Annotated in this window: 8 protein-coding genes; 4 read left to right on the forward strand and 4 right to left on the reverse strand. The window is 39.3% G+C overall.

The genetic code is table 11. The features are described 5' to 3' along the window. Positions 1-5: 5 nt before the first annotated feature. The 4 genes from Q0983_RS16505 to Q0983_RS16520 are packed head-to-tail and all read left to right on the forward strand — an operon-like array spanning position 6 to position 5,822. Positions 6-1,055: a DUF1080 domain-containing protein gene (locus tag Q0983_RS16505; protein WP_299555850.1), complete on the forward strand. Its 1,050-nt coding sequence runs from the start codon at positions 6-8 to the stop codon at positions 1,053-1,055. Between the two features lie 11 nt (positions 1,056-1,066). Then, positions 1,067-3,538 carry a glycoside hydrolase family 2 TIM barrel-domain containing protein gene (locus Q0983_RS16510; RefSeq protein WP_299555852.1) on the forward strand — a complete coding sequence of 824 codons (2,472 nt, stop codon included), beginning with the start codon at positions 1,067-1,069 and terminating at the stop codon, positions 3,536-3,538. Positions 3,539-3,597: 59 nt separating this feature from the next. Continuing rightward, positions 3,598-5,031: a Gfo/Idh/MocA family oxidoreductase gene (locus Q0983_RS16515; RefSeq protein ID WP_299555854.1), complete on the forward strand. Its 1,434-nt coding sequence runs from the start codon at positions 3,598-3,600 to the stop codon at positions 5,029-5,031. A 32-nt stretch (positions 5,032-5,063) separates the two neighbouring features. After that, on the forward strand, positions 5,064-5,822 hold the full coding sequence (locus Q0983_RS16520; protein WP_299555856.1) for a DUF1080 domain-containing protein: 759 nt from the start codon (positions 5,064-5,066) through the stop codon (positions 5,820-5,822). Positions 5,823-5,950: 128 nt separating this feature from the next. Here Q0983_RS16520 and Q0983_RS16525 read toward each other — a convergent pair whose 3' ends face one another. The 4 genes from Q0983_RS16525 to Q0983_RS16540 form a co-directional block, all read right to left on the reverse strand. After that, positions 5,951-6,898 (reverse strand): hypothetical protein, encoded by a 948-nt coding sequence (locus Q0983_RS16525; protein ID WP_299555858.1) that lies wholly within the window; start codon positions 6,896-6,898, stop codon positions 5,951-5,953. Positions 6,899-7,103: 205 nt separating this feature from the next. Beyond that, positions 7,104-8,993, reverse strand: a complete 1,890-nt coding sequence (locus Q0983_RS16530) for a sulfatase (protein ID WP_299555860.1) — start codon at positions 8,991-8,993, stop codon at positions 7,104-7,106. Positions 8,994-9,027: 34 nt separating this feature from the next. Beyond that, entirely contained in the window at positions 9,028-10,458 is a 1,431-nt protein-coding gene (locus Q0983_RS16535) for a sulfatase-like hydrolase/transferase (RefSeq protein WP_299555862.1), read from the reverse strand. Between the two features lie 49 nt (positions 10,459-10,507). Further along, positions 10,508-13,141: a hypothetical protein gene (locus Q0983_RS16540; protein ID WP_299555864.1), complete on the reverse strand. Its 2,634-nt coding sequence runs from the start codon at positions 13,139-13,141 to the stop codon at positions 10,508-10,510. Positions 13,142-13,159 lie beyond the last annotated feature (18 nt).

Genomic DNA, 13,159 nt, shown 5'->3' on the forward strand with positions numbered 1-13,159 from the left:
TACTTATGAAACAGGGAAAATTAAAAATATGTTCTATTGGTCTAATTCTTTTTGGGGTCTTGTTTGTTGGATGTAAATCTGATAAAAAAGTACCCGTTGAAAAAACAGAACCCATTGATAAAATAATTGGAGATTGGGCGTCTTTCTTACCTAGCGGACATTCCATTTGGATGACTTTCTATAAAAAAGATGGCGAGCTCACAGGAGAAATGTGGAATGTGGGCATGAGACGAAACATTGAAGGTCCGACGATTAAAAATGATACTTTATTTTTCAAAAGACAAATGAAAGTGGGAAAACCCAATTATATCGGAGGGCCTCCAACCGGAGACAAAATACTTGTCGATCATAAAGCATATGTTAAGGCAGATAGGCTTCACCTCATTATGAATATCCCTCAAGATCAAGGCAAAACTAAAGTGGCTGAATTTATAGCAAAACCACTGCCTCAGTTACCTATAAAACCAGATTTAAGTAAGGTGACATTTGGTGACCCTATAGTGCTTTTCAACGGAAAAGATTTAGAGGGCTGGAAATTGACTAATGAAAATCAAAAGAACGGTTGGAGTGCAAAGCATGGTGAATTGGTCAATGATACCCCTAAACGAAGTTTCGACCCCTTTTCAAATTATGGTAATTTAAGAACGATACAAGAGTTTAATGATTTTAATCTGCAGATAGAATTTAATGTGCCCAAAGGCGGGAACAGTGGTATTTATCTTCAAGGAAGGTATGAAGCTCAAGTTGTTGACAGAGATAGCAAAATGCAAGGCAAAATAGGAGTAGGTTCCATTTTTTCTCGTATAAAGCCTTCGGAGAATGTAGGTTTAGAGGGTGGGAATTGGCAGAAATATGATATCACATTAGTAAACAGGCATATTACTATTGTTTTAAACGGACAGAAAGTGATCGATAATGAACCGCTAATTGGGCCTACCCAAGGTGCTTTAAATGCTGATGTTACCAAGCCCGGGCCCATTTATTTGCAAGGTGATCATACCTTGGTGAAGTACCGCAATATTATTTTAAAACCAATACAATACACAGATATATAATCTATTAAAAAATGACAAACCTTATAAAACCACTAATTTTATTTATTGTAATTGCGCTGGCTGGATGTGCAAATTCAAGTGATGCAAATCTGTTTAAAAACACAAAAGAAAATTTTGACTTCGGATGGAAATTTTATGCAGGAGCAGTTGAAGGAGCAGAAGCTCTAACCTTTGATGATTCAAAATGGCGCGATGTGGACTTACCACATGATTGGAGTATTGAAGGCGAATTTAGTAAAGACAACCCGTCTTTTTCAAGAGGTGCTTGGTTACCTGCTGGTAAGGTAGTTTATCGAAAAACGTTCATGGTTGATGCCAATAAAAAAGATAAGCGTTTCGTAATCTATTTTGACGGTGCCTATAGAAATTCTGAAGTGTTTATCAACGGACATAGTTTGGGGAAACGCCCACTGGGTTATATCGCTTTTCACTACGATATGACTGACTACATAAATTTTGGTGAAGAAAATGTTATCACGGTGACTTTAGATAATTCTGAGCAGCCCGGGTCGCGCTGGTATACCGGCACAGGTATTTATCGCCATGTTAAACTAATAACAACAGAAAAGATTTTTGTGCCGGTTTGGGGGAATTATATCGTAGCTGATAACTATTCGGACGAATCGGCAGATATCAAAATTGAGACCACTGTTAAAAACGATTTTTCTCAACCAAAAGAAATTACCGTTAAGCAATTTGCAATTGATGCCAATGGAAATGTTGTGGCGGAAACGAGTACTTCTAAATCATTAAAAGCCAATTCGGAGGCAAAAATAAATACAATTGTAGTCATTAAAAACCCTAAAATTTGGAGTCAAGAAAAACCCAATCTTTATACAATAAAGACAGAGTTGATTTCTGAAAACAAAGTGGTTTATGAGGAAACAAACACCACAGGAATTAGAACTCTAGAGTACAGTGCTGCTGAAGGTTTTAAATTAAACGGAAAACCAACTAAGTTAAAGGGTGTTTGCTTGCACCATGCGGGAGGCCCTTTAGGTGCAGCTATTTACGAACGTACCGTAGAGCGTCAGTTGGAAAAACTTCGCGAAATGGGTTGTAATGCCGTGAGAACGGCTCATAATCCTTTTTCAGAAGAGTTTATGGATGTATGTGATCGTATGGGGTTTTTAGTAATGAACGAATGTTTTGATGAATGGGAAATCGCTAAAAACCCAACCACTGTTCAAGATGGGAAAAAAAAGCGCATTCCTGTAAAGTTTTATGCGCATAAGTTCAAGGAATGGGCAGATAGGGATTTAAGAGACTTTCTTTTAAAAGACCGTAATCACCCATCGGTCATCATGTGGAGTATTGGTAATGAAATTAAGGAAATGAGGGTGCCAGATGGTATTCCTATAGCCAACCGATTGGCAGCTATAGTACATGAGTTAGACTACCGTCCGGTAACAAATGGTGTTAATGGGTATAATCCAAAAAAAATGGATGCCGGGCCTTTGCAAGAAGCTATAAGAACCAGCGATGTATTGGGGTATAACTATATATTGGAAAAACGTTTGAATCATGAACAAAACCTAAACCCTGATAAAATGTCGGTGTTTACAGAACACCAATCGGCACAGAGCTTTTATCCAAGAGGTACTTATTTATTTGGAGACGCTAAAAAAGCTTGGTGGGATAAGTTCGGTTATAAGATTGATGAAGCTTATGATTGGGTTGAAGATAGAGATATTAGGGGGATTCCAGGTATGGAGGCTTGGAATTTAGCAAAGCAGGATGCTAATGTGAGCGGCATCTTTATATGGACAGGTTGGGATTATTTAGGAGAGACCATTCCATTTGGTTGGCCTGCACGTTCATCTTCTTTCGCACCAATTGACTTGGCAGGTTTTCCTAAAGATGGTTACTATTTCTATCAAAGCCAGTGGGCAGATAAACCTATGGTGCATATTTTTCCACATTGGAATTTAAAAGGGATGGAAGGCAAAAAAGTAACAGTTTATGGGTTTACCAATGGCGATGCCGTTGAGTTATTCCAAGACGGAAAGTCATTAGGGAAACGCAAAAATGATATTAACAGTGTAGAATATCAAAGTTGGGATGTTGTTTACCAACCCGGAGAATTAAAAGCGGTTTCTTATTTAAATGGAAAGCCTCATTCAGAAAAAATTGTAAAAACAGCTGGAGTTCCTGCAAAAATTAAAGTGGAAAGCCGTTGTTCTGAAATGAAAGCGAATGCCCAAGATGTTATTTATGTAGAATGTACAATTGTTGATAAAGATGGTATTGAGGTGCCTACAGCCAATAATAAATTGGAATTTGTAATTGATGGTCCAGCAGTTGTTGCCGGTGTTGGAAATGGTAATAATATGGGGTTGGAGAAGTTTCAATCCAATAGCATTTCGGCTTTTAATGGCAAAGCATTGGCGATTATAAAATCGACCAAAGAAACAGGGGAAATAAAAATTAATGTGACTTCCGATGGAGTAGAAGGAAACACAATTGTTCTAAAATCCTTTTAGTAAAAGATTACATTTTGTTTAAAAAACTGAGAATAATTTATAAGTAAATAATTTTAAAAATGAAAAACTCAATATCTAGAAGGCATTTTATACAAACTTCAGCCACAGCGGCAGCTGGGGTAGCTATTTTGCCGCATTTAATAAGCGCATCTCCCAATAACGTTGTTAATGTTGCAGTTGTGGGTGTTAGCGGAAGGGGTATGAACAACTGGACCCAAATGTTGGGAATACGAGTAGACAACAGACGTATTAAAGCAGGATTGGAACCAGAAGGCGAGAGAGAACCCTATCCTCATGTTAGAATCGTAGCCATGTGTGATGTTGATGACAAAGTTGCAGCCAAAGCTCATAATATGATGCCTAAGGCTAAAAGGTTCAAAGACTTCAGGGTCATGCTAGATAAAATGCATAAGGAAATTGATGCAGTCATTGTATCTACGCCAGACCATACACATTTTGCCGCTACCATGGCTGCTATGGAGATGGGGAAGCATGTTTATGTTGAAAAACCTTTGGCACATAATATTTGGCAACTTAGAACACTTAAAAAAGCAGCTGAATATTATGGCGTTGTAACACAAATGGGTAACCAAGGGCATGCCTCTAATGGTATTAGAAGTGTAAAGGAATGGTATAATTTAGGTTTAGTAGGCGATGTTAAAGAAGTACATGCTTGGTTCAATGGCCCTAAGTTTAGTGAGAAAGGCTATTTTCACAAACCAACTAACTATCCGCCTATAGAAGAACCAGTTCGTGATACATTGGCCTGGGATTTATGGTTAGGGCCAGCAAAAGATCGCGCTTATAGCCACTATTATTTACCTAGATTTTGGCGTTCTTACTTTGAATTGGGTACAGGAATGTTGGGAGACTGGGGTTGTCATACCCTGGATGCACCGTTTTGGACATTAGATCTGGGAATGCCAACATCAATTGAACCTGTACATTCTAAATTAAGCCCAAGACCCACTGACTTTCTTCCAGACCAATCTGTTTTAAAATATGAATTTCCTAAAAGAGGAGACAAATCTGCCGTAACGTTGTATTGGTATGAAGGGGGCAAAAGACCAAAGAACAAACCAGAATGGCATTTTGAAAAAATGCCTAAAAGCGGTATGATCATGGTAGGGGACAAACAATCTGTTTACACAAGTGGAAAACCATACGATCCTAAAATTTTAATGCCGGAAGCTGAATGGCAGTCTTTCAAAAATAAAGGTTGGAAAGAGAGTATAAGACGTATACCCAGAGAAAGTCCTCATGATGAGTTTATGGATGCCATTAGAGGAAAAGGTCCTAAACCAGGATCTAGTTTTGAGTATGGTGCCGATTTAACAGAGGTTGCTTTACTTGGTGCTATGGCGCAACGTTTTAATACTAAAATTGAATACGATGCGGAAAACATGAAAATAACCAATCAACCTGCACTGAATGATTACATTAAAGAAGCCTCTAGAGAAGGTTGGGCCTATGGTGAAAACCTTTGGAAATAGTTATAATACGTTATTAAAAACCTAAATTAAATATGAATTCAAATAAATATGTATTGAGAATCCTGTTAGTGTTCTCATTTATAACAGCATCAGTATGGGCACAAAAAACGGATTTTTACAAATCTCAGGGCTATACTTCTTTATTTAACGGTAAAGATTTATCTAACTGGGTAATACCGGAAGAAAATAATAATAGTTGGTCTGTGTTTCAAGGTACTATTGATTGTGCTTTAACCTATAGTGATAAGCAAAAGGCAAAAAGACACTTAACTACAAAGAAAAAATATAAAGACTTTGCACTACATATAGAGTGGCGTTTTAAAGGATATGGTGGCTCGTTTTACAAAATGCCTATAATTTTACCTAACGGTGATTATGTTCTTGATGAGCATGGAGAAAAGGTGGTTAGAATGAAGCCAAATGCAGATTCAGGAATATTGCTTAAGGGTGTTGGACAAGTAAACCTTTGGTGTTGGGATGTTGGTTCGGGAGAATTATGGCATGTTAGAAACAACAAAAAATTACCTTCAGAAGTACGAGCAGGAGCGGTGCCAACATCTAATCAGGATAACCCTGTTGGATCATGGAATGCTATGGATGTTTATGTTAAAGGAAATAGAATCACTGTTGTGAATAATGGTATTATTGTAATAGATAATGCGTTATATCCTGGTTTGGATGTAGAAGGGGAAATAGCCTTACAACACCATGGAAAGAGAAGTAAAGATGGTAAGCTAGGGCCTACGGCAAGTTTGGTTCAATTTAAAAATATTTGGATTAAGGAGCTTTAGACTAAATTGACCTGACATAGTAAACGCTTGGTACTGTTATATTTATCATTCAATACCAAGCGTTTGTTTTATCTTGTTAACCAAAAGGGGCAAATAGATTTAACCGCTGCATCCTTCAGGATACTTAGCTAATATATAAATAGCGAAAAATGGCAGGATTTTATTTCCTTTGGTTTTAGCGTGGCCACTTGTGGTTTTTCTTCAATGGCCAAAGGCGATTCTTGCCCGTCATGGTGTCCGATCATAGGTTCAATAGCAAGTATTGGCTTATCGTTAGGAGCCCAAAGGTTTAGATTGTTGAAATTACCAATATTGATTTCAATAAATGGTTTTTTCCCTTTTTCTGCGATACCTACAACAGTGGTTTTAGGAAAATCGAGCAATAATATACCGCCTTGTTTAGGCATCCGCTGATCATCAATGTCTAAGGCGGTGTCATTTTTTAGAAATGAAAGAGCCGATGTTTGTTTTAAAGCCTTTACAATGGGGTGACGCTTTATCGTTACGGGTTTTGAAAATGTAAATTGATAATCTTCCCGTGTTTTGTTGTCTCCCAAAGACAGGGCAAAAATAGGGTGCCCGCCCAAATCATAATACATGAAATCGTTACTTAAATTCTCAATTATAAACTCATGTATGAGCTCGTTTTCTTCTAGTTTATAAACTATCGTTAAACTAAAATCAAAAGGGTAGTTTTTTTTAGTTTTTGCCGAAGATTGAAACGTACAGGATGCACTGGAGGGACTCGTTTTTTTTACTTCAATTTGGCTTCTCATTAACAATCCCATCGTAGGCATTGTGTAGTGCTGCCCCTTATATGTGTACGCATTATCTTTATATCGAACGGCAACAGGAAACATCAAAGGCGCTTTGTTTTTCCATATCTTTTTATCGTTATGTATGTATTGTTTTCCAGTCTTTTTTGATGTAACGCTTTGTATTTCTCCACCACGAGAACTGATTTCTACTTTGATAAATTCATTTTCAATTGAAGTAATTTGTTGTGCTCTGACGGATATCGAGAAAACAGCTATTATTGAACAAAGAGTTACGTTTCTGAATGATTTTAATATCATAAGTTTAATGTTTTTAATCGAAAAGAATTCCCCGATGCTTGCGGCGGGGTTTCCGCTGAAATTGTCATTCCCGTGAAAACGGGAATCTAAATAACAGAATTTCGGTTTTTGGCTCTGAGGCCAAAAATGAAGCCAGCGAAACACCCCTGTGGCTTGCCCTGGGGATAGTTGGTTTCAAGAAATTCTTTTATTGTTTTTCTGAAAATTATTCGCCAAAACGCTCATAGAGGTTTAGCTGCATCCTTCCCGGGTAGTCTACAATAATTTTGGTTTTACCGGGCCTTTTAACAACCTCTTTTTTATTCATTTTTAATTGACGTACGTAAGGCATGAGATTTCGACCATCTTCACCTAACCAGTCAACAATATTTAGGACCATTAGAATGGCATAAGAATTTTGGTTAATTAAATCCTTAAGGCATGCCATGCCCTTTTCCTTTTCACCAGTACGGATGAGAAGCCAGGCTGCCATGGCTCGAATTTCATGGGATTCATCATTTAGGGCTTTTAATCCCGCTGCTTTGTTGTTTAAAAGAAAAGAACCAACTATGCCCCAATAACGCATTCCAAGATTTTTACTGTCTAGCATTTTGAATAACTCGTCTTGGTTGTTCTGGTTTTGTTCCAGAGCCAAGTTGGATGCATCCAACAGTACCGGTACATTGTAAAGTTTTGGGTTACGTGCCATCTCATACATGGTGGTGTTGTTTTCTTTTGCCATACGTACACACTCTGTTTCCGGAATAAGGCCGACATCGTAAATCGCTTCCTGTTTCTGGCGCATACGTTGGCGCATTTTATTAAGAACCTTACTATATTTAGGGTTCGTTGCCAGGTTATTGACATTATCAGGGTCATTATACATGTCATAAAGTTCTTCGCTGGCTCCTCTTGGAGCGAAAAATTTAGCCTGAATGTCGTTCGCAGTACCATCGGCTATGGCTTTTTCCCAAACCTTGGCGGCTTCCATGTTCCACATATAATCCAAATGCTGCATCCATGGTGTGTATGGCATGTAACTTCGAATGTACAGGTAACGTTTGTCTGAAACGGCTCGGGCATTATCGATGCGCTCGTCAGCGCGTCCGCGGAAAGCAAAGTGATATTCTTGTTCAGGCTCTGTTTGCGGGCCAAGGAATATTTTTCCTTGCATGTAATCAGGTACTGTTGCCCCTGTAATACTCAACCAGGTTTTTGGCATGTCTACGAAGCTTACCAAACGGTTTATTTGTGTCCCCGGTTTGTCTGCAGGCCACAAGTGTTTATATTTTTCAGGTATGCGGATGATTAGTGGACAGTGAAGTGTGTTCTGAAATAAGTAGCGTTTACTTCGTGGTAACACACCACCGTGGTCAGAGTTATAAATAATAATGGTATTCTCATACAATCCAGTTTCTTTAAGGTTTTTAATGACTTTGCCAAAATCACTGTCCATGATTTCCATGGCATCATGGTAGAGCGCATAGTTTTCACGCATACCCGGAACATCAGGATGATATTCCGCCAGTTTTACCTTTTTAGGATCATGTTTGGTGTTACTAACATCACCAAAGGCGTTGCTTTCATGCGATTTTTTTAAGTTAAACACCTGAAAAAATGGCTGTTGCTGTTTTAGATCGTTCCAATTAGGTGGCACTTTTCTGCTACTTTGGTCCCAACATTCACCGTCTTTACGGCTACCGATATTATAATCAGTTTTGTAAAAATTACCAGTATAATATCCCCTTTCTTTCAAGAAGTCCGGGTAATATTTGATTTTATCATGAGGAATATCGTAAGAACAACGCATTGGGTGTGTTCCCATAGATACAGCATTTACCCCGGTTATCCAGGTACTGCGTGACGGTGCACAAACGGGGCCAGAGGCATAAGCATGCATGTATTGAAACCCCTCTGTTGCGAATTTGTCTATGTTAGGGGTTGTAGCATTCCCATTGCCATAGCAGCCCAACCAACTAGCACTGTTGTCTTCGCAAGTTAGCCAGAGTATATTTGGACGCTCTACAGATGCTCCGGATTGCGCTTTTGAAGTTGGTGTCAAGAAAATGAATCCCAATGCAAACAGGCAATTGAGTACAGTTTTTTTAATGTTCATTGTTATTTTGGTTTTCATAATTATATTTTATGAACTATTCTTGGTTAAATTTTTTAAGTTTCTTTTTGTATTCTGGGCGTTTGCTCCATGCTTTAAAATAGGGCAGGTATTCTGGGGATTTTGTCCATAATATACGCCCAATATCTGGTTGGGAAAGCCCTCCGGCATAATCGTTGCCTTTCACACTGCTTTCAACGGAACTATGCCATTCTGAGAAAGCTTTTATCATGTTATGAGCTATTTCAGTTTCCCTATCGATTAAGTTGTCAGATTCATCAGGATCTGTCTTTAAATGGTATAATTCGTAGCTGCTTTTGTCAATATCTTTTATGACTAGTTTGTAATGGTTATCTATCCAAGCGCCTTCCGCTCTCATTCTAAACGGAATGGGTTTTGTTCTTGATTTTATATCTTTTTGAAACAATGGCTTTAAGCTGGTTCCGTCAATAGGGTGAACCATGCTGGAATTGGGCAGCCCTATAATATCTGCTACAGTTGGAAATATATCCATGGTAACAGCTGGAAAATCAGTGATTTGTCCTTTTTTTATCATTGCAGGCCATTCTATAATTGCTGGTACCCGAAGCCCACCTTCATACATTTCGCCTTTATAGCCTTTTAGCCCATTTACGGTTTCAGGGCCAAAAGCTTTTAAGCCACCATTATCACTATTAAACCAAACCAAAGTATTGTGCCCTATTCCCATGTTACGGAGGCCCTTACGGAGTGAGCCAACACTTTCATCCATGGCAACCAGCTCACCATAATGCTCTTGATGTGTTGCTTTTAAATCTTCAAACCCTTTTTTAGCCCTTTCTTCCGCTTTCCATGGCCCATGCGGACTTCCATACCAAATAACCACAAACAAAGGTTGGTCGTTATTCTTTTCACGTTCCATAAACTGCAGTGCTTCATTAACTATTATAGCAGACGATTCGCCTTGTATTTCTTCAAAATTTCCGTTTCTGCTCATTATTGGGTTTATGTCGAAGTAGTTCGAGGTTGACAGCCAGTAATCGAACCCAAATGCGCCCGGGCTACACTTGTCACTTTTAAAAATAGGAACACCGGGACCCTGTAATCCGTTCAAGTGCCATTTTCCAAAATGAGCTGTTTTGTAACCAGCATTTTTAAGGGCTTGAGCAATCGTTTTTTCCTGCCTTCTTAAGGCATAACCATGTGTATAGACGGCTGATCTATCATTAGAGCGCCCAGTTAACACACTTGCCCTTGTTGGAGAACATACTGGGGCCCCGGCATAGAACCGATTAAATTGCAAACCATTATTTGCCATGTCATTCAGGTTTGGTGTTTTAAGGATAGGGTGGTCGTAATATCCGGTTTGGCCCCATCCTTGGTCGTCGGCCATGATAAGAATGATATTGGGCTTCGACTCGCTCAGGCTATCTGGTTTTTCATTCTGTGCAGATATGTGGCCTGAAATAGCAGCAAGAACAAAAAGCATGAGGGTTTGTAGTATGTTATGATAATGATTCAAAACTTTTATTTATTAATTAGTTTTTATCAATAGCCTTGTAAAACCCTGCTCCGTAAGTAGAGCACCAGTAAATACCGGGATTGTGGTAATCAATTTGAATATCGACTATACGGTCTGACTGAATATTACCGGCGTTAATTTTTGCCCAGGTTTTACCCTTATCCAGGGAACGATAAATACCAGGATTCAGAATGCCTGGAGCGGCATGAGATGGAATGGTAAGTAACAAAACCTTAGGGTCGTATTTCGCCACCCGAATGTGGTTGGTAAAGCTATACGGAAATACCTGTTTCCATTTTTTTCCTTTACCATAGGACCAAACCCCGCCAGCATTAGCTTTACCTCCCCAAGTGCCTCCGGAGATATACAATTCATTATCTGTTGAAAAATATAAATCGTTTACACTTATCATGCCTTTAGGAATTGAAATGGCTTGCCATTCGTTCGCTCCGTCTTCTAATTTATAAACCCCACCTGGGGCATTTTTCGAGCCTGATACCGCCGCATAAACCACGCCTTTGTTGTTTGGGTCCAGTTCTAATTTTTGTACGTTTCCTTTTGCGGGAAGCCCCTTGTTTATTATCTGAAAGTTTACACCACCGTCGGTAGAGCGATAGACACCATAGGCTTTGAATTTCCCAACTCTACCACCACCGCCACCACTGGTAACTCGTTTTTTGGCAATCACGCAGTAAAAGCGATTTGGGTAATCCGGGTCAATGCGCAAATGGTTCTGCGGAATGCTCATACTTACGGGGTTTCCAAATGCTTTAGGATTGAATAAGGAACCATGGGGTTCCCAAGTTTCACCGGCATTTGTCGATTTCATTAGCTTACCGAAAAAGGCTTGGCGGAAATGCAGTGAATAAAGGGTATTAGTGTCTCTAGGGTGGATGGCCATGGTGCCTACAGAACATTCTGCAGGTTTCTCTTTGTTTGGGATACTCAATTTGTAAACTGCCTGAGCTCCTGGACGGACTAAATCACCGTCATTAGTTGTTTTCCAAATACTGTTTTCACCAGAACACAGGTAAAAATGGTTTTTCAATCGCATATCCTGTACTAGCTCTGCTCCGGGTAGGTTACTATCACCGGCGCCCACCCAATGATGTGAACCAAGTACTGTTTCTTTTTCGTCGTTTTCCAACCAGCTATCGCCATTGTTGTTGGATACACAAACTACTTTGGCCACCTGACACATAATGGTGGTACCATCACTATTGAACTCGACAACAGCCCCTGCTTTGCGATCATATAAATCGCGTTTTTCCCATTCACCTTGACTAACCCAATTAACGTTGTGAGATGTTTCATTGCCACGAGCTTGCCAAAGCACTTTGTCTTTGCCTTCCCAATTTTTGCCATTACGCAGAGTTACGTACCAGTCTTTTCCACCGTTGTCGGTTCGCCATAACATACCGCCCTGAAATGTAAATTGCGATTTGTAGTTGTTTATTACCAAAACATGGTCCGGGTTTTTAGGGTTGACTCGAATCAAGCTAACCGAATGCATCATTTTTTCGGGTAGTTCAGGGTAAAGTTTTGTAACTTCCTTATCGGTTTTCCCAAACCACTTGCTCAAGGCTATTTTGTAATACGATTTTTTGATAGGAGCACTTTTAAGTACCGCCTTTTCCAATGGCATATTGTGGTTTATGTTTGTCCAACGCTCACCCTCGTCGGTACTTTTGTAAATACCGCCATTATAGGTCATCGATTTTCCGTTAGGAATATATTTAACCAAATCAATGGCATATAATGTTACCTTTTTCGTTTTGGTATCGAAATGCATATCCATGGAACGGATGATGTTATTATCAAAACCAACCTCTTTTTTTAACTGCCATGTTTTACCGGCATTGGTGCTTTTATAAAAACCGTAAGTTGTTGGCGTAAAAAGCACATTAGGTTTGCCGGGGTGTACAAAAATGCGGGTAATCTGAGCTAAAGGCGCTATGCCTTTAGGTGTAATATCTTTCCAAGTTTGTCCCTTGTCTGTACTTTTCCATATTCTGGATTTGTGGCCATAATCTACCTTACCATCACTGCCTTTTCCAACTACGGTTTTACTTCCAAATACACCATGCGGGTTTTTATAAGTATGGAAAAAGTGATTAAAGTCACGAATGTTTCCGGAACCGGCATACCAAATATTATCATCCGTAGGGTCTACCTCAATAGTGTTTATGTGAATGCCCTTAAATTGTGAGCTTATGGCATCGTTCTTTTCCCATGTAAGCCCTTTATTAGTTGTGGTATAGATATGTGAAGCACCTTCCATGGTACAGATACCAAAATTTTCATCTTGATGAGAAAACTCTGGAGAATAAATCTCTACGGGGCCTCTTTCCCATGACCTATATCCAGGTCCGTCCGGGTCCATGACTCCTGTATAGGTTTCTCCACGGTTTGTGGAGCGGTACGAGTTCCCCATATTAGGACCATGAAATACGGTGTTGGGGTCGGTGGGGTGCCAATAGATGTGATAGTTGTTACCGGCACTTCCGGGACCAAATTGTGTCCATTGAACCGAAGGGTCCGAAACAATTTTCTTTTTATCAATTTTAGAAAAATCGATTGGGCTTTGGGCATTAAGGCTAAAACCTGATACCATCAGGATTAATAGGGAAAGAATGAGTTTATTTTGCATAGTTTTTTTTATTAATCT

The organism is Seonamhaeicola sp. (assembly GCF_028281565.1).
Taxonomy (GTDB): Bacteria; Bacteroidota; Bacteroidia; order Flavobacteriales; family Flavobacteriaceae; genus Seonamhaeicola.

Excerpts from the sequence above, each read along its gene's own strand:
- Q0983_RS16535 (WP_299555862.1), bottom strand. The coding sequence starts at position 10,458 with ATGCTTTTTGTTCTTGCTGCTATTTCAGGCCACATATCTGCACAGAAT.
- Q0983_RS16540 (WP_299555864.1), bottom strand. The coding sequence starts at position 13,141 with ATGCAAAATAAACTCATTCTTTCCCTATTAATCCTGATGGTATCAGGT.
- Q0983_RS16525 (WP_299555858.1), bottom strand. The coding sequence starts at position 6,898 with ATGATATTAAAATCATTCAGAAACGTAACTCTTTGTTCAATAATAGCT.
- Q0983_RS16520 (WP_299555856.1), top strand. The coding sequence starts at position 5,064 with ATGAATTCAAATAAATATGTATTGAGAATCCTGTTAGTGTTCTCATTT.
- Q0983_RS16505 (WP_299555850.1), top strand. The coding sequence starts at position 6 with ATGAAACAGGGAAAATTAAAAATATGTTCTATTGGTCTAATTCTTTTT.
- Q0983_RS16530 (WP_299555860.1), bottom strand. The coding sequence starts at position 8,993 with ATGAACATTAAAAAAACTGTACTCAATTGCCTGTTTGCATTGGGATTC.
- Q0983_RS16515 (WP_299555854.1), top strand. The coding sequence starts at position 3,598 with ATGAAAAACTCAATATCTAGAAGGCATTTTATACAAACTTCAGCCACA.
- Q0983_RS16510 (WP_299555852.1), top strand. The coding sequence starts at position 1,067 with ATGACAAACCTTATAAAACCACTAATTTTATTTATTGTAATTGCGCTG.